The following is a 20,018-nucleotide window of genomic DNA, read 5'->3' as shown; positions in this document are numbered from 1 at the left end:
TCACCCCTTGTACAGCGCGTCCAGCCGTTCCTGATAGCGGGCACGGATGACATGGCGCCGAATCTTCATAGATGGCGTCATCTCGCTATTGTCGATGGTGAAGGGTTCGTCGGCCAAGGCGAAGCGCCGCACCCGCTCGATCACCGACAGGTCATCATTCACCCGATCGACCGCCGCGCGCAACGCCGCCTGATAGGCGGGATCGGCCTCGATCCCCTCGACCGACCGCCCTTGTCCCTCTGCCCATTCACGGGTCCATTCGGCATCGGGCACCAGCAGCCCGACCAGATGCGGTCGGCGGTCGCCATAGACCATCGCCTGTCCGATCTCCGGCTGGAGCGTCAGCATCCCCTCGACCTTCTGGGGCGAGACATTGTCGCCCTTGTCGTTGACGATCAGGTCTTTCTTGCGGTCGGTGATGCGGATGCGGCCCCTGGCATCGATCTCGCCAATGTCGCCTGTGTGCAGCCAGCCGTCGATCAGCGCCTTTTCCGTCTCCGCCGGATTGCGCCAATAGCCGTGCATCACCAACTCGCCCCGGACGAGGATTTCGCCATCCTCGGCAATGCGGACCTCCACGCCGTCGAGCGGCGGACCGACCGTGTCCATCGCAATACCGGCGCGCGGCCGGTTGCAACTGATCACCGGCCCCGCCTCGGTCTGGCCATAGCCCTGAAGCAGGGTCAGCCCCATCGCGTCGAAGAACAGGCCGACATCGGGGTTGAGCGGCGCGCCGCCCGACACCAGCGCCTTCATCCGCCCGCCGAAGCGCGCCGCGATCTTGGGCTTCAAGGTCCGGGCCAGCAACGCCTTCATCGGCAGGTCGAGCAGCGATTTGCGCCCGCCTTGCTCCTTCGCCGCGATGCGCAGTGCCTGCCCCAGCAGATAGGTGGGGAATTTGCCCTGTTTTTCGATCGACTTGATGATGCGGGTGCGCAGCACTTCGAACAGGCGAGGGACGACGACCATGATCGTCGGCCGGGTTTCCTCGATATTGCTGGCGAGCTTTTCCAGCCCCTCCGCATAATAGATCTGGCCGCCCAGCATGATCGGCAGGAACTGCCCGCCGCTATGTTCATAGGCGTGGGAGAGCGGCAGGAAGGAGAGGAAAACCTCCTCATCCCAGCCGAAATCCTGCTCCAGCAGCCGGCCGGCCCCCTCGATATTGCAGAGGATGGCGCCATGGTGCTGCATCACCCCGCGCGGCGCGCCGCCGGTGCCGCTGGTATAGATGATGCAGGCCAGATCCTCGCGCTGCGCCGTCTGGCCGGCGGCGCAGGCATCGATATCGGTGGGATAATGGGCGATCAGGTCGCTCCACAGATGGCAGGGGATATGTCCCTGCGTGCCGCGCAAAGGCTCCATGCCGATCACGAAGCTCGCCTGCGACCGCAGCACGGCAGGCATCAGGTTCTGCGCCAGCTTCGCGGTGGAGACGATGACCGCGCGAGCGCCGCTGTCGGTCAGGATATGCTGGTGATCGCGGGTGGTGTTGGTGGTGTAGGTCGGCACCGTGACACAGCCCGCCGCCATGATGGCAAGGTCCGCGATGCAGAATTCCGGCCGGTTCTCGCTGACCAGCATCACCGGGTCGCCGGGCTTCAACCCCTGCGCCTGGAGTGCGCTGGCGAGCGAGGCGACTTCAAGGGCCACCTCGGTCCAGCTCAGCGACTGCCATTGGCCGGCCGCCTTGCGCCACAGAAAGGGCGTGTCGCCCATCGCCCTGGCGCGGGCGAAGAACATGGTCACCAGATTGGGAAAACGCTCAATCGCCCTCAAAACGGCATCTCCTCACTCGCGACGCGTCTTGAGCGCCTGCCCGGCAGCCTATAACCGGGCCATGCCGTAACGGCCACGGTTTTTCAGGTGTTTTCGGAGATTTGCCTTCCCACACCCTAGTCGAACAACCCGTCCTGAATATTGGACGGCGGATTGAGGCCCAGATGCTTCCAGCCCGGCCCATTGAGGCAACGGCCCCGCGCGGTGCGGGCGATCAGGCCCAGCTGGATGAGATAAGGCTCGATCACTTCCTCGATCGTGTCGCGGGCTTCGGACAGGCCCGCCGCCAGCGTTTCGACCCCAACCGGCCCGCCGCGATAAATATCCGCGATCATCATGAGGTAACGCCGGTCCATCAGGTCCAGGCCCATATGATCGACCTCCAGCCGGGTGAGCGCAGCGTCAGCCACCTTGGCGTCCACCGCCGGGGCGCCCGCGACATTGGCGAAGTCGCGCACCCGCCGCAGCAGGCGCCCGGAGATGCGGGGCGTACCACGCGAACGCCGGGCGATTTCAATCGCACCGTCGGAGGTGATGGCAAGGTCCAACAGCCGCGCGGCGCGGCGAACGACCAGTTCCAGCTCATCGACGGTGTAGAATTGCAGCCGCACCGGAATGCCGAAACGGTCGCGCAATGGTGTGGTCAGCAAGCCCTGACGCGTGGTCGCGCCGACCAGCGTGAAGGGCGGCAGGTCGATGCGCACCGACCGGGCCGAAGGACCTTCCCCGATCATCAGGTCGAGCGCGCGGTCCTCCATGGCGGGATAGAGCACTTCCTCGACGGCGGGATTCAGGCGATGAATTTCATCGACGAACAGCACATCCCCCTCGTCCAGATTGGTGAGCAGGGCAGCCAGGTCGCCCGACTTGGCGATCACCGGGCCGGATGTCGCGCGGAACCCCACACCCATTTCGCGGGCGACGATCTGCGCCAGCGTCGTCTTGCCAAGGCCGGGCGGGCCGAAGAAAAGGACATGGTCCAGCGCCTCGCCGCGCCCCTTGGCGGCTTCGATGAAGATACGCAGATTTTCACGCGCCGCCTGCTGGCCGATAAATTCGGTCAGCGACTTGGGGCGCAGCGCGGCGTCGGCATCCTCGACGCGACGGGTAGATGCAATCAGGCGGTCCTCGCTCACTTGGCAGCTTTCCGCAGAGCCAGACGGACGAGGGCATCCAGCGACGCGCCTTCACCCAGTTCCTCTTCGGCGGCGGCAACGGCCGAACTGGCTTCGGCGGGCTTGAAGCCCAGATTCTGGAGTGCCGACAGGGCGTCGGCGCTGTGTCCGCCGCTGGGGACAGCAGCCAGCCCGACACCGACCACGCCGGCGGGCGTGGGCACGGCGCCGATCTTGTCCTTCAGTTCATTGACGATGCGCTGGGCAAGTTTCGGGCCGACGCCATTGGCGCGCGCCACCATAGCCTTGTCGCCGGTCGCAACCGCGCGGTGCAGTTCCGCCGGTTCCAGCGCCGAGAGGATGGCCAGCGCCACGCGCGATCCCACCCCCTGCACGCTGGTCAGCAGGCGGAACCAGTCGCGTTCCTCCGCCCGCGCGAAACCGACCAGCCGGATCGCATCGTCCGACACCAGCATTTCGGTGTGGACCGTCACCGCTTCCCCCACCGGCCCCAGCGCGGCGAGGGTGCGGGACGAGGCGCCGACCAGATAGCCGACCCCGCCCACATCGATGATGGCATGGTCCAGCCCCGTGCTGTCCAGCCGCCCTTTCAGTTTCGCGATCATGCCCCACGCCCTTTGGTCATGATCTGTTCTTTAGGGACCTTGTCCCGAGGGCGCCAGTCAAAAGCGATGCGCTTTGGCGTCATCCGGGGACTGAGGTGGAAAATGCCTTGTGGAAAGCCAATTTTGCCTTTCCTATGTGGGGAATGAGCCGCCCGCAAATCTTCCCCTGGCGTTACGGCATGTTCCTGGCGTTGCTGGCCAGCATGGCGCCCTTTGCCCTTCTGTTGCCCTGGCATGTGGCGGTGATGGCAGGCTTCGATCTGGCGGCGCTGGCCTTCCTGCTGTCGGTCTGGCCGCTGCTGGATGCCGACCCGGATTCCATGCGGCGTGCGGCGGCGGCGAATGACGCCAACCGGCAATTGATGCTGCTGCTGACCGCCATCGTCTCGACGGTGATTCTGGTGGCGGTCGGCGTGGCCGTCAGCCAGCATGGCGGACCGAGTGCGGCGGCGATCGCCCTGCTGCTGGCGACGCTGGCGTTGGCGTGGCTGTTCTCCAACCTCGTCTATGCCATGCATTATGCCCATAATTTCTATCTGGAGGGCGATCAGGGCGGCGACAGCAAGGGGCTGGACTTCCCCAAAACGGAAGAGCCGGGTTATTGGGACTTCCTCTATTTCGCCTTCACGCTCGGTATGACCTTCCAGACGTCCGATACCGCCGTGACGACCACCGCCATGCGGCAGACGGTGGTGTTCCATTGCCTGGCCGCTTTTGTCTTCAACCTCGGCATATTGGCCTTCACGATCAACGTGCTGGGCGGGAGTTGAACCCGACATTCAGTATAGCCAGAGCATGGCGGTGGCCAGCACACCCATTAAGCGTCGAGGAAGGGGGCCGCGACTTCGGGAGGAACCCGGAGGATGCGGCCCGTTTCCTTGTCGATGATCGCCCAGGTCGACCTGGCCGCGACCTTCACCTTGCCGTCGGGGCCAGTGAATTCCATGTGCCGGTCGAAGCGGGCGCCGCGCGGACCTTCGGGAATCCAGGTGCGGACGGAAACCGTCTCGCCTTGCTGTACATTGCCGCGATAGTCGATTTCGTGTCGGGTCACGACCCAGACATAGGCGTCGACATGCTCCGGCGCGGCATCGCGGGTCCAGTGCTCGGTCGCGACCTGCTCCATCCACTGGACCCAGACCGCATTGTTCACATGGCCGAGGACATCGATATGCGCGGGGCCTGCGGTGAAGGTGCGGGAGTAGGTGGAGGGCATCAGTCAGCGACGCCCAGTTGCCAGAGGATGAAGGCGAACTCCTCCGCCGTTTCGTGGAGGCTTTCGAAGCGGCCCGATTTGCCGCCATGGCCCGCGCCCATATTGGTCTTGAGCAGCAGGATATTGCCGTCGGTCTTGGTGGCGCGCAGCTTCGCAACCCATTTGGCCGGTTCCCAATAGGTGACGCGCGGATCGTTAAGACCGGCCGTGACCATCAGCGGCGGGTAATCCTGCACGCTCACATTGCTGTAGGGGTCGTAGGAGAGGATGGTTTCGAACGCGTCCTTGTCCTCGATGGGGTTGCCCCATTCTGGCCATTCGCCCGGCGTCAGCGGCAGCGTCTCGTCCAGCATGGTGTTGAGGACGTCGACAAAGGGCACATGCGCGACGACCGCGCCCCAGAGATCGGGATCGCTGTTGACGACCGCGCCCATCAGCTCGCCGCCCGCCGAGCCGCCGGAGATGCTGATCCTGCCCTTTGCGGTGTAATGGAGGTCGATCAGCCCCTTCGCCACGTCCACGAAATCGGTGAAGCTATTGGTGCGCTTGTCGAGCTTCCCGTCGAGATACCATTGCTGGCCGAGATCGTCGCCGCCGCGAATATGCGCCAGCGCGAAGGCGAAGCCCCGATCCAGAAGGGAGAGACGGCTGGTGGAGAAGCCCGGCTCCATCGCAATGCCATAGGCGCCATAGCCATAGAGGTGCAGCGGCGCGCTGCCGTCGCGGGGGAGGTCCCTGGGATAGACGATCGACACCGGGATTTGCGTGCCGTCGCGCGCCGGGATCGTCAGCCGCTCGGTGGTATAGCGGGTCGCGTCATAGCCGGACGGGATTTCCTGCACCTTCAGGACTTCGAGATCGCCCGTCGCCAGATGATAGTCGTAGATGGTGTCGGGCGTGACCATCGATTCATAGCCGATGCGCAGCTTGGTCACGTCATATTCGGGATTGTCGTCCAGCGAGGCCGAATAGCTGGCCTCCGGGAAGGGAATGCGCTTGGGCGTGTGGGTCGCATAGTCGCGCAGCTCGATCTGGTCGAGGCCGTCCTGCCGCCCTTCGGTGACGTAGAAGCCTTTGAACAGGGTGAAGTCGGTCAGATAGAAATGCGGGTCGGAGGCGATCACCTCTTCCCACTCGCCGGGGGTGGCGAGGGTCGACTTCACCAGCCGGAAATTGGGATGGGTGTCGTTGGTGCGGATGTAGAGCGTGCCCTCATGCTCATCGACCTCATATTCGCGGCCGGGCTTGCGGGCGGCGACGAGCAGCGGCTCGGCCGTGGGATTGTCGGCGGGGAGCAGCCAGGCTTCGGTGGTCACATGGTCGCCGGTCGCGATCACGATCCACTTTTCGGAAGAAGTGAGGCCGACCGAAACGCGGAAGCCCTCATCATCTTCGTGGAACAGTTCTATGTCGCTTTCCACCGGCTGGCCCAGCCAGTGGAGGCGGGCATTGTCTGTGCGCCATTGGTCGTTGGCAATGCCGTAGAGAAGCCCCTTGCTGTCGCTCGTCCACACCAACGAGGACAGGGTGTCGGGGATGATTTCGGGCAGGATTTCGCCGGTGAACAGATCCTTGATCCGCGCCTCGAACCGTTCGGAGCCATTATTGTCGATGGCATAGGCGAGATACCGGCCGTCCGGGCTGACCGACATGGCGCCAAGGCGGAAATAGTCATGCCCCTCCGCCAGAACGGGTTCATCGAGGATCAGCTGGTCCTCACCCCCGGCTACGGGCTTGCGATACCATTTGCGATATTGCGCGCCGATCTCGAACGAGCGCCAGTAGATATAGTCGCCGTCCTTCTGCGGGACCGAGCTGTCATCTTCCTTGATGCGGCCCTTCATCTCCTCGAACAGCGCGTCGGTCAGCGCCTTGTGCGGCTGCATCGCGGCTTCGAAGAAGCTGTTTTCTTCCTCCAGATAGGACAGCACATCCTTGTCCTTCACCTCCGGATAGCCGGGATCGCGCAGCCACGCATAGGGGTCCTCCACCGTGATGCCGTGGTGGGAGAAGCTGTGCTGGCGGCGGTCGGCGGTAGGAGCGTTCATTCAATGTCCTGATCTGGCGAAACTGTGCTGGTCTGCTTATGTTGGCGGCCATAGGCCCTGTGCAAGAGGGCCGACAAGTCCAAGGGAAAATTGATGTCTAGCTATGAAGATCGGCTGAAAGCCCTGCGCGCCCAACTGGTGCGCGATAAATTGGATGGCTTTGTCGTGCCGCTGACCGATGAGCATATGAGCGAATATGTGGGCGCCTATGCGCAGCGGCTGGCGTGGCTGACAGGATTTCAGGGTTCGGCGGGCAGCGCGGTGGTGCTGCCGGAGGAAGCGGCGATCTTCGTCGACGGGCGCTATACGCTTCAGGTGCGCGAGCAGGTGGACGGCGCGCACTGGCAATATGAGAGCGTGCCGCAGACATCCGTGGCGGCGTGGCTGGGCGAACATGCCCCGGCCGGGGGACGGATCGGCTACGATCCCTGGCTGCACACGCGCGCCTGGGTGAAGGCCGCGAGCGAGGCTCTGGCGGAGCGCGGCGCGGAGCTGGTCGCGATCGACACCAATCCGGTCGACGCGGTGTGGCCGGACCGCCCCGCCCCCAGCGACGCCAAGCTGGTGGTGCATGAGGACCGCTATGCCGGGCAGTCGGCGGCGGAGAAACGGCAGGCGATGGCCGACTGGCTGATCGCGAAACATGCCGATGCGGCGGTGCTGTCGGCGCTGGATTCGCTGGCATGGACCTTCAACATCCGCGGCAAGGATGTGGAGCGGACGCCGGTGGCACTGGCCTATGCCATCGTCCACGCCGATGCGACGGCGGACCTCTATGTCGCGCCGGAGAAGATTGACGAAGCGGTAGTGAAGCATCTGGGCAATGCCGTGCGCGTGCATGACCGGGCGGATTTCGCGCTGGCGCTGGCGGGCTTTGCGGGCAAGACGGTCGCGGCCGACCCGGAGCGGGCCGTGGCGGCGATCTTCGAGGCGCTGGACGCGGGCGGCGCGCATGTGCTGGCGCTGCGCGATCCGGCGGTGCTGCCCAAGGCGGTGAAGAATCCCGTCGAGATTGCCGGGCACAGGGCGGCGCAGGCGCGCGACGGGGCGGCGCTGAGCCGCTTCCTCCACTGGATCGCGGTCGAAGCGCCCAAGGGCGGGGTCGATGAACTGGGCGCCGCGGCGAAGCTGGAGGCATTCCGCAAGGAGACCGGGCTGCTGGAGGATCTGTCCTTCGACACCATCTCCGGCGCGGGGCCGAACGGAGCCGTGGTGCATTACCGGGTCGAGGAAAAGACGAATCGGCCGATCGAAACGGGCAGCTTCTATCTGGTCGATTCGGGCGGGCAATATCGCGACGGCACAACCGACGTGACGCGGACCATCGCCATCGGCACGCCTTCGGAAGAGATGAAGCGGCGCTTCACGCTGGTGCTGAAGGGCCATATCGCGCTCGGCCGGGCGCAGTTTCCGAAGGGGACGCGCGGCGGGCAGCTCGATGTGCTGGCACGGCAGTTCCTCTGGGCCGAGGGGCTGGATTATGCCCATGGCACCGGCCATGGCGTCGGCAGCTTCCTGTCGGTGCATGAGGGGCCGCAGCGGATCGCGACCTTCGGCGGCGGGGATGAACCGTTGCAGGCGGGCATGATCCTCTCCAACGAGCCGGGTTATTACAAAACCGGCGAATATGGGATTCGGATCGAGAATCTGGTGCTGGTCGAACCGCGCAACATGGCCGGGGCCGAGCGGGAGATGCTGGGCTTCGAAACGCTGACCTTCGCGCCGATCGACCGGAACGCGATTGCGGTGGAACTGCTGACTGGCGAGGAACGCGGCTGGCTGGACGCCTATCACGCCAGGGTGGTCGAGATTGTCGGGCCGCAGCTTGAGGGCACGACGCTCGACTGGCTGAAGGCGGCCTGCGCTCCTCTGTAAACCGGATTACTCCCTGGCGTCCTCGGGGCGCTGGGGAGTGTCCACGTCCTTCGATTCGCGCGCCTGCGTTTTGCGGCGGCGCAGATTGTCCCGCAATGCCTGCGCCAGCCGCTCTTTCCGTTCGTCCTGCCCACCGGGTTTTCCTGTCGTCATGGGCGGTCCTTAAGCAATTTGCATATTGTGCCGCAACCCGCCTTGACATGCGAAGCGCAGGCGGCCATAGGCCCGGCTCCGCTGGCGCGATAAGCCAGATGGAGCTGAAAATAGTGCTGCCGTAGCTCAGTGGTAGAGCGCATCCTTGGTAAGGCTGAGGTCGCGAGTTCAATCCTCGCCGGCAGCACCATTTTCCCCGTGCGACCGTTCAGTCGCCTTGTTTTCCAACAGACTGGGACATGATCGGGCGATGGCCCGCGACACGCCTTATGGCATGTCGCTGGTGGGCGCGGCCGAATCGAAAATGGCGTTCAGATAGGCCGCGATGCGCACGCCGCCGCGTCGCAGCCGGTCGTCCAGTTCAGCGCGATGCTGATAGGCATAGTCCCAGGACAGGTTGGGATCGGCCGGATAAATCGTCTTGCGCAGGGCAATGCTTTCGCGAACCCAACTCGCCGGTCCGCTGGCGCTCCAGTCGACGATCTGGCCGGGCGTGATCGAACGCGACAGCCAGTCGGCATATTCGGAATAGGAGAGCGCCCGCTGTTCGATCAGGCCCGAATCCCAGACAGAATGCAGGTTGGTCGCCTGACCGAAGAAGGTCACTTTGACATCGTTGCCGCCACGGTCGTTGCCGCCGCCCGCATGCAGCGGCTGGTGCAGGTCGCCCAGTATGTGGACGATGAAGCGCAACGCCAGACGGCGATCCTCCACCGGCGCCTTGGGGTCGCGCAGCGTGGCGGTGAAGCGCTTGAGCGCGGTGACGGCATCGCCCTCCTTCGGCGCGTCCGAGGGGCTGTACCGATCCCCCTCCTTCACCGTGACATAGTGCCAGGGGCTGGCGGTCTTGCGCCAGAAGTCGGCGGGGTCGGACTTCATGTCGTCGGGCCAGGTCGCCGCCTCCGCCAGATCTTCAGCGCCGAGCAGCAGGCGTACCTGCGCGCGCGCCGCGCCGCTCAGATTCCGGTCGGCTATGGCGCCGGTGATGCGATGACCGATCGGCCCCCAGGCCTGAGCGGGCGTGGCGGCAAGGAGCGGAAGGGCAAGGAAAAGGGAAAAACGCATGCCGCGCTCATCGCAGTTTTACAGGCGCTCGGCCAGCCTCGTTTCTCCGCTCCTGCCTGAATTATCGGCCGAATCTGACGCCGATCCACAGGGTCCGCGGCGTGCCGAGATCGATCGAGCCGTCGGTGCCCAGCCGGGTATAGACCTTTTCATCAAACAGATTCTCGCCTCTGGCGATCAAGGTCACGCCATGGCCCAGCGGCAGCCGCGCGACGGCATCGACCGTCAGCGCATCGGGCAGTACATAGGCCTGAAGGTCATCCTCATATTGCTTGCTGACATAGCGCAACGTGGCGGAGAGCGTCGGACCCTGCTTCGGTTCCCAAGCAAGTGTCGCGCTGGCGGAATGGCGCGGACTTTGCGCGGGGGTGAAACCGTCAAAGGCCATGCCCGGCGCATGGACCGTGCTGTGGCTATAGGCATAGGAGGCCGAGAGCAGGAAATCGGCAATGCGGCCCGATGCGGTCAGTTCGATCCCCTTCGCAGTGATGCGGTCGACATTCTGCCGCTGGCGCGTGTTGGTGCCGGTGGTGACATTGGCGATGGCGTCATCAAGGCGGTTGATGAACCCGGTAGCCGAGAGGGTGATGCCGCTCACGGGGCTGAGGTCGATGCCCGCTTCCACGCCCCTCAGCTTCTCCGGATTGAGCGCGGCATTGGCCTGGGTCGTGACCGGGAAAACCACGAAGGGCCGGTAGAGTTCATTGAGCGTCGGCAGGCGGAACCCGGTATAGCCCGCCCCGCGCAGGGCGACAGCGTCGCTGATCCGGTAGAGCGCCCCGGCCCTTCCCGAAAATTGCCAGTCGGAACGGTCGGCGAAGCTGTTGGCGGTCACCGCACCCGTCGTCGCGCTGACTTGCCGGAAGAAGCCGTTGCTGATGCTCCAGTGATCGGCCCGCGCCCCGCCGGTCAGGATGAGGCGGCCCAGCGTCCAGTCATCCTCGGCAAAGAGGCCGGTGGTGATCTGATCGCCCCCGGCATGGCGACGAAAGGTCACCGGATTGGCGGCAATATTGGCGTTATACGCGTCCTCATACATGTCGCCCGTGGCGAAGCGGGTATCGGCGCCGATGCGCAGCACATGATCGGGGCCCACAGGCGGGCGCAGTTCGATCTTGCCGCCCAGCCCGGTCGAGGGCGTGTTGCGCTGGTCCAGCGACTTGCGGAAGCTGGTGGAGGAAATCACGATGTTGGAGAAGTTGCGCGCCTGAATATAGGCCAGCGCATCGACCTGCCACGCCCCGCGCGAAATGAAGCGGATGGAAGCGTCCTGCCCCTCGCTCATGCTGTCCGCGCCCTTGAAGCGCAGCGTGCGGTCATCGTGGAAAAGCGTACCGCGAAACTGGATTTCCGATGTGGCGGAGAGCGGCGCCACGGCGCGCAGGTTCGTCGACCAGCCGTCATAGGCGGCGGGCGCGGTCGTGGCGACGCGCTGGTCCTTCGGCGTGGTCTGGAACCCGTCGCCCCGGTCCCAGCGGCCCGAAAGCGAGACATAGCCGCCGCCAAGATCGGGGGTGATGCTGGCGGAAAGTTCGGTCGCGTCCTTGCTGCCGTAGAAAGCGCTCGCGGCGAAGGTCGGCAGTTGGTCGCGGGTGGCGCTGGCGAGTTCGATGATCCCCGCCACCGCGCCCGCGCCAAAGGCGCCGACCCCGCCGCCGCGTGTCATCCGCACCACCGACAGGCGGTCGGGCACCAGCGCGCTGAACGGGATGTAGCCGAAAAATGGATCGGCGATGGGCACGCCGTCCAGCAGCACCAGCGTTCGGCTGGACGCATTGCCGCCCAACGCCCGCAATGTCGCCCCCTGCGCCGAAGGATTGGCCGAGCGGCTGTCCGAGCGGCGGAACTGCTGGAACCCCGCCACGTCGCCCAATATGCTCTCGATCCGCCCCGACGCGCCGTTCGTCAGCCGATCCCGGTCGATCACCACAGATCCATAGGCCGGCGTCCCCGGCGGCAGGGACAGCCCCTCCCCCGTCACGATGATCCGGGCCGTATCGGGCGCCTCGTCGGCACATGCGACAGTCGGGATCGCGGCCAGCGCAAGTGACAGCGGAAGATATTTCATGGCGCCCTTTCCCTCTCTTTTGCGGAGGGACTAGGGGTGCCGTCGCAGAAGTTCAAGCGACCCTTTTGCCCGTTGACGCAGCCAGAATCCTGTCGATCGTCAGCGGATAATCCCGCAGGCGCGCGCCCGTGGCGTTGTAGATCGCATTGGCGACCGCCGCCCCCGCCCCGCAAATGCCCAGTTCACCGACGCCCTTCGCCTTCATGGGAGAGCTTTTGTCGTCCAGTTCCTCGATGAACAGCACGTCCTGATCGGGAATGTCGGCATGGACCGGCACCAGATATTCGGCCATGTCGTGATTGACGAAAAAGCCGAAGCGGGTGTCGACGGACAGTTCCTCCATCAGCGCCGCGCCGACGCCCATGGTCATGGCGCCGATCACCTGACTGCGTGCCGATTTGGGGTTGAGGATGCGCCCCGCGGCAAAGGCCCCGCCCATGCGCCGGATGCGAACCTCGGTCGTATCGATGTCCACGCCGACCTCGCAGAAATGCGCGCCGAAAGTGGCCTGGACATAGCGTTGGGTGAGGTCGCCATATTCCATGCTGTCCTCCGCCCACAGCCCCTCACGCCCGGCCAGCGCGCCGAGCGGCTGGGCCTGATTGCCAAGACGCACCAGCCCATCCTCGAACAACGCCTTGTCGGCCGGGAAGCCCGCCTTTTCCGCCAGCTTCGCACGCAGGGCCATGGCGGCGGCATAGACGCCCGCCGTGGCGCTGTTCGCGCCCCATTGCCCACCCGATCCGGCCGATGCCGGAAAGCGGCTGTCGCCCAGCCGCACGGTCACGGCCTCCAGCGGCACGCCCAGCATCTCCGCCGCCGTCTGGCCGATGATCGTGTAGCTGCCGGTGCCGATATCGGTCATGTCGGTTTCGACGATGACATGCCCCTTTGCATCGACGCCGATGCGCGCGCCCGATTTCATGACCAGATTGTTGCGGAAGGCCGAAGCGACGCCCATGCCGACCAGCCAGCGCCCGTCACGGACCTGTCCGGGCCTGGGGTTGCGATGGCTCCAGCCGAAGCGTTCCGCGCCCTGGCGGAGACATTCGACCAGCTTGCGGCTGGAGAAGGGGCGCTGCGGTCCGGCTTCGGGATCATATTGCACATCGTTGCGGATGCGCAGTTCGACCGGATCAACGCCACAGGCCTCCGCCAGTTCATCCATCGCGACTTCCAGCGCCAGCAGGCCCACGGCCTCGCCCGGCGCGCGCATCGCATTGCCTTCCGGAAGGTCGAGCGTCGCGAGCCGGTGCGCCGTCAGCCGGTTGGCGCCACGATAGAGCAGGCGCGTCTGCTGCGCCGCGCCTTCCGCGCCGCCACCGGGCAAGTCGCCGGACCAGACCTCATGGGCGATGGCGTCGATCACGCCATGCTTGTCCGCACCGATTCGGATGCGCTGGATGGTGGCGGGCCGATGGGTGGTGTTGTTGGGGATTTGCGGACGGGCGATCGCCACCTTGACCGGCCGGCCGACCAGCCGCGACCCCAGCGCCGCCAGCAGCGCATCGGCGCGCAGGAACAGCTTCGCGCCAAAGCCTCCGCCGATATAGGGCGAGATGAGGCGGATATTCTCCCTAGGGATTTTCAGCGTCTGCGCCATTTCGCCGACGCTCCACGCAATCATCTGGTTGGACGTCCAAAGCGTGAGCTTGTCGCCATTCCATGCGGCGGTCGTCGCGTGCGGCTCCATCATCGCATGGCTTTGGTCGGGGGTGGTGTAGCTCTGGTCGATCTTCACCGCCGCCTTGGCAAAAGCACTCTCGAAATCGCCGGCGTGCGTGTCGGGAGGGCCACCCAGCAGGCTGTCGGGCGCGGCCGCCCGGTCCCGCTCCACTGCAAGGTCGAAGCGGCCCTTTTCCGGCGCATAATCGATACGGATGAGCTGGGCGGCATCCCGCGCATTTTCCAGCGTGTCGGCAACGACCAGTGCCACCGCCTGTTCATAATGCTCGATCTGCGGCCCGCCGAGCAGATGGGCGGTGTTCATATCGCCCTTGCCGAGCGGCCCGGCATTTTGATGGGTGACGATGCCCAGAACGCCGGGCGCGGCTTGCGCGGCGTGCAGGTCCATGGCGCTGATCCGCCCCTTGGCGATGGCGGCACCCACGATCCAGCCATAGGCCGGATTGGGCGCGGCGTCATGGCGTTCATAGGCGTAGGGCGCGGTGCCGGTGACTTTTGCGGCGCCTTCGATCCGGTCATGGGGAATACCGATGACACGGCCCCGGTCGATCGGGTTGGCGGCGGCGGGAGAATCGAACTTCATGGCTCAAGCCTCCTTTTGCCGATAGATCGAGGCGAGGACGCGCGTGGTCAATTGCTGCTTGAACGCATTATGCGCGGTCGGGCGCGCGCCGTTCAGGGCCGCTTCGGCCACCGCCGCCGCGCCGGAGGAGGCCGAAGCATCGGCGGCGTCGCTACGCCAGGGCTTGGTCGCTATGCCCCCGAAAGCGAAACGGGCCTTGCCGTCTTTGGCGAACACCGCCGCGACCGAAACCAGCGCGAAGGCGTAGGAGGCGCGGTCGCGGACCTTGCGATAGATATGGGTGCCGCCCAGCGGTTTGGGCAGCGTGACCGACGTGATGAGCTCGCCGGGCCGGAGCGCATTTTCCACTTCAGGGGTGTCGCCGGGCAGCCGATGAAAATCCGCGATCGGTATCGTCCGGCGGCTGCCATCGGCGCTCACCGTGTCAACGCCGGCATCGAGCAGGCGCAGCGCGACCGCCATGTCGGACGGATGCTGAGCAATGCAGGCCTCGCTCGTACCCAGAATCGCCAGGCTGCGGCTCATGCCTTTGAGCGCGCCGCAGCCGCTGCCGGGCTTGCGCCTGTTGCACGGCATGCGGGTGTCGTAGAAATAGGGGCAACGGGTACGCTGAAGCAGGTTGCCGCCCGTCGTCGCCTTGTTGCGGAGCTGGCCCGAAGCACCGGCGAGCAGCGCGCGGCTCAGCACCGCATAGTCGCGCCGGACAGTCGCATCGGCGGCAAGATCGGTATTGCGCACCATGGCACCGATGCGCAGGCCGCCCTCCGCCGTCGGCTCGATCCGGTCGAGGCCGAGATGATTGACGTCGATCAAATGGGTCGGCGTTTCGATCTGCAGCTTCATCAGGTCGAGCAGATTGGTGCCGCCCGCGATGAAGCGAGCGCCCTGCGTCCCGGCGGCGGTCTTCGCCGCCTCCTCGACGCTACCGGCGCGGCTGTAGGTGAAGGGCCTCATGCCTTTTCTCCCTTCGCGACGTCACGAATCGCGGCGATGATGTTGGGATAGGCGGCGCAGCGGCAGATATTGCCGCTCATCCGCTCGCGCACCTCCCCGTCGGAAAAGGCGACATGGGCGAGATCGTCCGTCGCATGGCTGGGGATGCCCGCCTCAATCTCCTCCAGCACCGCCACTGCCGAGCAGATCTGGCCCGGCGTGCAATAGCCGCACTGATAGCCGTCATGGGTGATGAAGGCGCGCTGCATCGGATGAAGCTTCTCGGGCGTGCCGAGCCCTTCGATGGTCGTGATGCGCTCCCCCTCATGCATCACCGCAAGGGTGAGGCAGCTATTGATGCGCCTTCCCTCCACGATCACCGTGCAGGCGCCACATTGCCCATGGTCGCAGCCCTTTTTCGTGCCGGTCAGGTGCAGATGCTCGCGCAGCGCATCGAGCAAAGTGGTGCGCGGGTCGAGCTGAAGATGTACCTCGCGGCCATTCACGGTCAGTCCTACGGCTGTCATGGATGCTCCTTCCTTCCCGGCCGACGGATGGCGCGCCGGGGCGGCTTGCGCTTCACCCAGAGCAGGGAGCGCTGCGGCCGCGGCTGCGCTGCTCTGGAGCAGGCTGCGGCGCGTCAACGGTTCGGCGGTCATGGGCTGCATTCCTCCTGATCCCCGTGCGATATGAAGCGGGGAGCGATGATATCCCTCATCGATGAAGGATTGAGGATCGGAAGTGTAACAGATTGCAGCGCCCCGCCAAGACCGAGGGAATTTGTCCGATTTCATGGGGGAAAATCGGCTCCCGGCAGAAAAATGTCATTTTCTGAAAATTCACCCTTGCCGAGGTGGGAAGCCGCTGCTAGTTGCCCCCCACCCGCCGAGAGGGACACTTCCTCCGGCCGCCAGAGCGGGCGTAGCTCAGGGGTAGAGCACAACCTTGCCAAGGTTGGGGTCGAGGGTTCGAATCCCTTCGCCCGCTCCAGTTTTCATCAAAGAAAACAGTGGATTAGCGTCCTTCGGGCCGCTTTTTCGTTGGAGACAATGCTGGGCGCGGAGGCCGTTGTCTCCATAATGTCTCCGGATAATTGCCAGAAATAGGCCACCCATAGCGTTGACTAGCGAAAGTTGCGTCAATTGGCCGTGTCGCGAAGCAACCCGTCCGCTCTGCCTGATAGGCCACTGGCTGGAGACAATGGCCGATCCGGGCTGGAATCAGGCAAGTGTGGTGACAACACTTGCCTGGCGACGCCGAGCCGACAGCGAGAGTCCGCTGTCCGCTCTCTGTCCGGGTGCTTTCCCGCATCCCTCAAGCTCCTCCGCGATCGTATTACTCCCGCGAGCAATTCGTAGCTTCATAGTTTCATGAAACTATGATTTAATGTTTTCATGAAACAAGCGGAGGCTCGCAGCGATGCCGATGACGAGCATCTTCAAATTCAGGTCCCAGGGGTGACTAAGCGCGATCTTGGTCAGCGGGCGCTCGACGCCCGCGAACCGATCCGCATGATCGTACTGCGGGCGCTCCAAGCCTACGGCGTCAATGTGCCCCCGGAGGCAATCTCCGATCGCCGGAAGCGCAGCTGATGGCGGACGAGTTTGCGGCCCTGACGATCGATGACTATGCCAAACAGGCTGCTCGCACGGACCAGCGAAGCGGGAAAAGCGCACTCGGATTCTCGATGCTCGGTTTGTTCGGCGAAGCGGGAAGCCTTCTAAGCGAGGCCAAGAAGAAACAGCGCGATGCTGCCTCCTACCTCGGCTATGCTGATGCCGTTGCCGAGGAACTTGGCGATGTTCTTTGGTATCTCGCGGCCGTTGCGCGTCGCAGTGCGCTGGAGCTTAGCGACATCGCGGCGAACGCCGCGCGTGGCGACGATGAGTGGCGGGCCGGAGGCAACGGCGCCTTGAGCTTCCATGCGCTCCAGCCCGCCCATATTCCGCTGGCCAAGGCGCCCATGCCGCAGTTCGAGCACACGCTGCTCGCGCTCGCCGGCGAGGTTGGCGTCCTCGTCAATGGCTTCCAATTGGGGGCGTTGACGCGAGACAAGGCGATGCTCGCCGGTCAGCTTGTAGCGGTCATGCGCAGGCTGATCCAGGCCGCCAACGATTCCGGGGTTACGATTGAGGCCGCAGCCGTCAAAAACCTCCATAAGATCTTTGACCGCTGGCCCCGCGAGAAAGTCTATCCGGCACCAACCGATGCGACGATGGACCCCGAGGAGCAACTCCCTCGGCGGATGACGATCGACGTCTATGAGCGCACGGTTCGCGGCCAAACCTTCGTCTATCAGCGATCAAGCGGCGTCTACGTCGGTGATCGGCTCACCGACAATGCGGTCGAACCCGACGATTACCGCTTCCACGACGTCTTTCACTATGCGCATGTGGCGGTCTTGGGCTGGTCGCCTGTCATCCGTGCGTTGCTGCGCCTGAAGCGCAAGAGCGACCCCAAGCTCGATGATGCGGAGGATGGTGCGCGGGCCATCCTGATCGAGGAAGGCGTCACCTCGTGGATTTTCGGTCAGGCCCAGCAGCTTCGCTACTTCGACAAGGTAAAATCAGGCGGCCTGCCGCTGGACATGCTCAAGCATGTCCGCCAGTTCGTCGCTGGCTACGAATCCGAACGCTGTCCGTTGTGGCTCTGGGAGGAAGCGATCCTCCAGGGCTACGCGGCCTTCCGCTTCCTCCAGAAACACCGGCGCGGTCGCGTTACGATCGACTTCGCCCATCGTCGCCTGCGTATCAAGGAACTGCCGTCATGAGCCCTAAGCATTTCGTTTCCACTCTGGCGGCAACCGAGCTTCCTTCTGTTTTCAATCCCTGGCGTGACCGTTGCGCCGTTCATGACCGGCGCGACGCGGCCGCCAAACGGCGCGACAATCTGGAACGGCTACTGACCGCTGCCTTGGACGCGAAGGTGGAGACAATCTGGATTGCCCGCGACCTCGGCTATCGCGGCGGCCGGCGCACGGGCGTTCCCCTCACGGATGAGATTCATCTCGACAGGGCGGGCGCGTTGATGGGCGGCATCGCACTTCAACGTGCGACGCAAGGCCCGGCGGTCGCTGAGCGGACGGCGGCGATTGTCTGGCGCGTGCTCGAACAAATCGGACAGCCGGTCATGCTCTGGAACGTCTTCCCATTCCATCCGCATGAAGCGGGCGATCCCTTGTCGAACCGTTGTCATACCCGTGGAGAACGTGAAGCGACCTGGCCTTTGCTTCAGGCGCTGATTGCCATGCTCCAGCCCCAGCGCATTGTCGCGATCGGGCGCGATGCTCACCTAGCCCTTGGCGATGTCGGTATCCCGACGACGGCCGTCCGCCATCCGAGCTATGGCGGGCAGCGCGACTTCATCGAAGGCATGTTTGCGATGTACGGAATTGATGGCAGCGCTCTCGAAACGCCGCGCCTACCATTGGAAGCGCCTTATGCTGCGGCGAGGAGCTGCGCGCTCGCCTGATCGCAGCGCGCAAAAAGCTCCTGGAGATCACCGCGATTCCATTTGCCGGTGTCTATCTCGGCATGGGTAGAGACGATCGTCAGCGGTCCAAGTCCAACCCGCCCCTCCTTGGCGATGAACGACTGCAACCTACCCAGGCCGATCAGATTGCCCAGTAGCTTTTCGATGTAGAAATGGTTGCGGTAGAACGCCGTCATGGCGATCCGGCGTTGATCGCCTTTGCCGATCAGCTTGAGGCTTGCGAAGCTCAGACACTGCCCGCCGTAAGGCGAATCGTTCACGTCGCGGGCAGGGTCGAAAATGCTCAGCTCGAACTTGTTGAGGGCGCGCACCTTCGGATTGCGCAGGCGCTTGACGATCCCCCAAATCTGATTGATCGGCGGCCCGTCGAGTTGGGGCAACTGCATCATCCGCTCGAAATAGTAGCCCGACCAGGCTTCCTTCAACCTGACCTTCGGAAGCACATTGTCCCGGAACCGATCGAAGAAGAGCGGCGCGCCATGGCGGTGGTAGAGCGCTGCCGGAAAGATCGTGTTGGCGACCGTCTCAATCGGCTTCTTGCCCCGCCCGGCGAGAAAGGCATCTACCTCCGCGACCACGGGATCGGCGAGCGTCGCGCGCGCCGAGGGATTGGCAACGTCGATGATGACATTATAGGCTTGATGGCCGGTTGTGCCATCAACTGCCCGCACCGCCTCGCGCCACGCGGAAACGCAGTCAGGCTGCGAGGGTACTGGAAGATACATCGACTGCCTCCATCAAATTCGCTGTGGCGAAGAGCCGCGGCGCCAGGAACCTTTCCGTGAGCCATGCATGTCCGTCGAGGCCCCATCCCGTACCCCAGCTATTGCGGACGAGAATTGCGGCTGTGCCGTCGACCTTGCCGTGGCCTACGGCGATCACGGCATGGCGCTGGCTCGCCTCAGGCTGCTCGTCATTGGCCGGATCGACGACACCATCGCCTGTCGGCATGAAGAAGGAGCGCGAGAGCATCGTCAGAATCACGACTGGCCGACCCGTGTCGAGCAAGGCGATGATCGAGGCGAGATTCTTCGTCCCCGGCTGGCCATCGCGCCCATAGCGATCCCCGACCACAGCAGGCGGGTTCCACAGGCCGTGATCTTCGGGGACGGCTTCAAGATAGGGCCAGCCATGTTCTTCAGGTTGTCCGTCGCCGCGCAGCGCATCGAGCATCGCCGACAGCAGCGCGCCTTGTGCCGGCGATCGGCCCGCACGTCGCTGGGCATGATAGAAGGCAAATTCGCAGGATAGCGGCGCCCATCCATCACGCAGCCCGGCATGAGCATCGCTTGCGGCAAAGGCCAAGCAGGTAGGTCGCGCTCCCTGATCGCGCGCAGCACCGAACAAGGGCCGAAGATCGGTCGTGATCTCGATCATGG

18 protein-coding genes and 2 tRNA genes are annotated in these 20,018 nt (G+C 64.5%); 7 read left to right on the top strand and 13 right to left on the bottom strand.

The window, feature by feature from the left end; translation table 11 throughout:
* The 3 genes from HUK73_RS14210 to ruvA form a co-directional block, all read right to left on the bottom strand.
* Positions 1–1,779: a long-chain fatty acid--CoA ligase gene (locus tag HUK73_RS14210; RefSeq protein WP_176592480.1), complete on the bottom strand. Its 1,779-nt coding sequence runs from the start codon at positions 1,777–1,779 to the stop codon at positions 1–3.
* A 116-nt stretch (positions 1,780–1,895) separates the two neighbouring features.
* Positions 1,896–2,915 (bottom strand): Holliday junction branch migration DNA helicase RuvB, encoded by a 1,020-nt coding sequence (ruvB, locus tag HUK73_RS14205; protein WP_176592479.1) that lies wholly within the window; start codon positions 2,913–2,915, stop codon positions 1,896–1,898.
* The gene (gene ruvA, locus HUK73_RS14200; protein WP_176592478.1) at positions 2,912–3,520 is read right to left on the bottom strand and encodes a Holliday junction branch migration protein RuvA; all 609 of its coding nucleotides are present in this window, start codon (positions 3,518–3,520) and stop codon (positions 2,912–2,914) included. Before ruvA ends, ruvB begins: the two co-directional genes overlap by 4 nt.
* A gap of 143 nt (positions 3,521–3,663) precedes the next feature.
* Between ruvA and HUK73_RS14195 the strand changes: the two genes are divergently transcribed.
* Positions 3,664–4,290, top strand: coding sequence for a DUF1345 domain-containing protein (locus HUK73_RS14195; RefSeq protein ID WP_176592477.1), 627 nt, complete (start codon positions 3,664–3,666; stop codon positions 4,288–4,290).
* Positions 4,291–4,337: 47 nt separating this feature from the next.
* Here the strand turns inward: HUK73_RS14195 and HUK73_RS14190 are convergent, their stop codons facing one another.
* Both HUK73_RS14190 and HUK73_RS14185 read right to left on the bottom strand, forming a co-directional pair.
* Complete coding sequence (locus tag HUK73_RS14190; RefSeq protein ID WP_176592476.1) at positions 4,338–4,736, bottom strand: thioesterase family protein; 399 nt, start codon at positions 4,734–4,736, stop codon at positions 4,338–4,340.
* Positions 4,736–6,784, bottom strand: coding sequence for a S9 family peptidase (locus tag HUK73_RS14185; RefSeq protein WP_176592475.1), 2,049 nt, complete (start codon positions 6,782–6,784; stop codon positions 4,736–4,738). The genes HUK73_RS14190 and HUK73_RS14185 overlap by 1 nt, the downstream gene beginning before the upstream one ends.
* Before the next feature lie 93 nt (positions 6,785–6,877).
* Here HUK73_RS14185 and HUK73_RS14180 point away from each other — a divergent pair, with 93 nt between their 5' ends.
* Positions 6,878–8,659, top strand: a complete 1,782-nt coding sequence (locus tag HUK73_RS14180; protein WP_176592474.1) for an aminopeptidase P family protein — start codon at positions 6,878–6,880, stop codon at positions 8,657–8,659.
* A gap of 6 nt (positions 8,660–8,665) precedes the next feature.
* Here HUK73_RS14180 and HUK73_RS14175 read toward each other — a convergent pair whose 3' ends face one another.
* A complete protein-coding gene (locus tag HUK73_RS14175) occupies positions 8,666–8,812 on the bottom strand; it encodes a hypothetical protein (protein ID WP_176592473.1) in 147 nt (48 codons plus the stop codon).
* A 115-nt stretch (positions 8,813–8,927) separates the two neighbouring features.
* On the opposite strand from HUK73_RS14175, the gene HUK73_RS14170 reads away from it, so the two are divergent.
* Positions 8,928–9,002: transfer RNA gene (locus tag HUK73_RS14170), tRNA-Thr, on the top strand.
* A 77-nt stretch (positions 9,003–9,079) separates the two neighbouring features.
* On the opposite strand, the gene HUK73_RS14165 is transcribed toward HUK73_RS14170, so the two are convergent.
* The 5 genes from HUK73_RS14165 to paoA all read right to left on the bottom strand — a co-directional run bounded on the left by HUK73_RS14165 (position 9,080) and on the right by paoA (position 15,806).
* A complete protein-coding gene (locus HUK73_RS14165; RefSeq protein WP_176592472.1) occupies positions 9,080–9,877 on the bottom strand; it encodes a S1/P1 nuclease in 798 nt (265 codons plus the stop codon).
* Positions 9,878–9,938: 61 nt separating this feature from the next.
* Positions 9,939–11,945: a TonB-dependent receptor gene (locus HUK73_RS14160; protein ID WP_176592471.1), complete on the bottom strand. Its 2,007-nt coding sequence runs from the start codon at positions 11,943–11,945 to the stop codon at positions 9,939–9,941.
* A gap of 52 nt (positions 11,946–11,997) precedes the next feature.
* Positions 11,998–14,214 carry an aldehyde oxidoreductase molybdenum-binding subunit PaoC gene (gene paoC / locus HUK73_RS14155; RefSeq protein WP_176592470.1) on the bottom strand — a complete coding sequence of 739 codons (2,217 nt, stop codon included), beginning with the start codon at positions 14,212–14,214 and terminating at the stop codon, positions 11,998–12,000.
* Positions 14,215–14,217: 3 nt separating this feature from the next.
* Positions 14,218–15,168, bottom strand: a complete 951-nt coding sequence (locus HUK73_RS14150) for a xanthine dehydrogenase family protein subunit M (protein ID WP_176592469.1) — start codon at positions 15,166–15,168, stop codon at positions 14,218–14,220.
* On the bottom strand, positions 15,165–15,806 hold the full coding sequence (gene paoA, locus HUK73_RS14145; RefSeq protein WP_176592468.1) for an aldehyde dehydrogenase iron-sulfur subunit PaoA: 642 nt from the start codon (positions 15,804–15,806) through the stop codon (positions 15,165–15,167). Before paoA ends, HUK73_RS14150 begins: the two co-directional genes overlap by 4 nt.
* Positions 15,807–16,062: 256 nt before the next feature.
* Here paoA and HUK73_RS14140 point away from each other — a divergent pair.
* From HUK73_RS14140 to HUK73_RS14125, 4 genes are all read left to right on the top strand, one after another.
* Positions 16,063–16,137, top strand: a tRNA-Gly gene (locus HUK73_RS14140).
* 404 nt (positions 16,138–16,541) lie between these two features.
* Positions 16,542–16,739, top strand: a complete 198-nt coding sequence (locus tag HUK73_RS14135; protein ID WP_176592467.1) for a hypothetical protein — start codon at positions 16,542–16,544, stop codon at positions 16,737–16,739.
* Between the two features lie 95 nt (positions 16,740–16,834).
* Positions 16,835–17,917, top strand: a complete 1,083-nt coding sequence (locus HUK73_RS14130) for a nucleoside triphosphate pyrophosphohydrolase family protein (RefSeq protein ID WP_255326368.1) — start codon at positions 16,835–16,837, stop codon at positions 17,915–17,917.
* Positions 17,914–18,618 carry a uracil-DNA glycosylase gene (locus HUK73_RS14125; RefSeq protein ID WP_176592465.1) on the top strand — a complete coding sequence of 235 codons (705 nt, stop codon included), beginning with the start codon at positions 17,914–17,916 and terminating at the stop codon, positions 18,616–18,618. Before HUK73_RS14130 ends, HUK73_RS14125 begins: the two co-directional genes overlap by 4 nt.
* On the opposite strand, the gene HUK73_RS14120 is transcribed toward HUK73_RS14125, so the two are convergent.
* Entirely contained in the window at positions 18,585–19,364 is a 780-nt protein-coding gene (locus tag HUK73_RS14120; protein WP_176592464.1) for a hypothetical protein, read from the bottom strand. The two genes, HUK73_RS14125 and HUK73_RS14120, sit on opposite strands and share 34 nt — an antisense overlap.
* Positions 19,336–20,016: a C1 family peptidase gene (locus HUK73_RS14115; protein ID WP_176592463.1), complete on the bottom strand. Its 681-nt coding sequence runs from the start codon at positions 20,014–20,016 to the stop codon at positions 19,336–19,338. Before HUK73_RS14115 ends, HUK73_RS14120 begins: the two co-directional genes overlap by 29 nt.
* Between the last annotated feature and the right edge of the window lie 2 nt (positions 20,017–20,018).

The sequence above is a fragment of the Sphingobium sp. EM0848 genome (assembly GCF_013375555.1).
Classification (GTDB): Bacteria; Pseudomonadota; Alphaproteobacteria; order Sphingomonadales; family Sphingomonadaceae; genus Sphingobium.
The sequence above is the reverse complement of the archived record's forward strand: the minus strand, read 5'-3'. Positions and strand labels throughout refer to the sequence as shown.

Coding starts and splice junctions, on each gene's coding strand:
- ruvA (WP_176592478.1), bottom strand. CDS start 3,520: ATGATCGCGAAACTGAAAGGGCGGCTGGACAGCACGGGGCTGGACCAT.
- HUK73_RS14180 (WP_176592474.1), top strand. CDS start 6,878: ATGTCTAGCTATGAAGATCGGCTGAAAGCCCTGCGCGCCCAACTGGTG.
- paoC (WP_176592470.1), bottom strand. CDS start 14,214: ATGAAGTTCGATTCTCCCGCCGCCGCCAACCCGATCGACCGGGGCCGT.
- HUK73_RS14130 (WP_255326368.1), top strand. CDS start 16,835: ATGCTCGGTTTGTTCGGCGAAGCGGGAAGCCTTCTAAGCGAGGCCAAG.
- HUK73_RS14160 (WP_176592471.1), bottom strand. CDS start 11,945: ATGAAATATCTTCCGCTGTCACTTGCGCTGGCCGCGATCCCGACTGTC.
- HUK73_RS14175 (WP_176592473.1), bottom strand. CDS start 8,812: ATGACGACAGGAAAACCCGGTGGGCAGGACGAACGGAAAGAGCGGCTG.
- HUK73_RS14125 (WP_176592465.1), top strand. CDS start 17,914: ATGAGCCCTAAGCATTTCGTTTCCACTCTGGCGGCAACCGAGCTTCCT.
- HUK73_RS14190 (WP_176592476.1), bottom strand. CDS start 4,736: ATGCCCTCCACCTACTCCCGCACCTTCACCGCAGGCCCCGCGCATATC.
- paoA (WP_176592468.1), bottom strand. CDS start 15,806: ATGACCGCCGAACCGTTGACGCGCCGCAGCCTGCTCCAGAGCAGCGCA.
- HUK73_RS14115 (WP_176592463.1), bottom strand. CDS start 20,016: ATGATCGAGATCACGACCGATCTTCGGCCCTTGTTCGGTGCTGCGCGC.
- HUK73_RS14195 (WP_176592477.1), top strand. CDS start 3,664: ATGAGCCGCCCGCAAATCTTCCCCTGGCGTTACGGCATGTTCCTGGCG.
- HUK73_RS14165 (WP_176592472.1), bottom strand. CDS start 9,877: ATGCGTTTTTCCCTTTTCCTTGCCCTTCCGCTCCTTGCCGCCACGCCC.
- HUK73_RS14120 (WP_176592464.1), bottom strand. CDS start 19,364: ATGTATCTTCCAGTACCCTCGCAGCCTGACTGCGTTTCCGCGTGGCGC.
- HUK73_RS14150 (WP_176592469.1), bottom strand. CDS start 15,168: ATGAGGCCCTTCACCTACAGCCGCGCCGGTAGCGTCGAGGAGGCGGCG.
- HUK73_RS14135 (WP_176592467.1), top strand. CDS start 16,542: ATGAAACAAGCGGAGGCTCGCAGCGATGCCGATGACGAGCATCTTCAA.
- HUK73_RS14185 (WP_176592475.1), bottom strand. CDS start 6,784: ATGAACGCTCCTACCGCCGACCGCCGCCAGCACAGCTTCTCCCACCAC.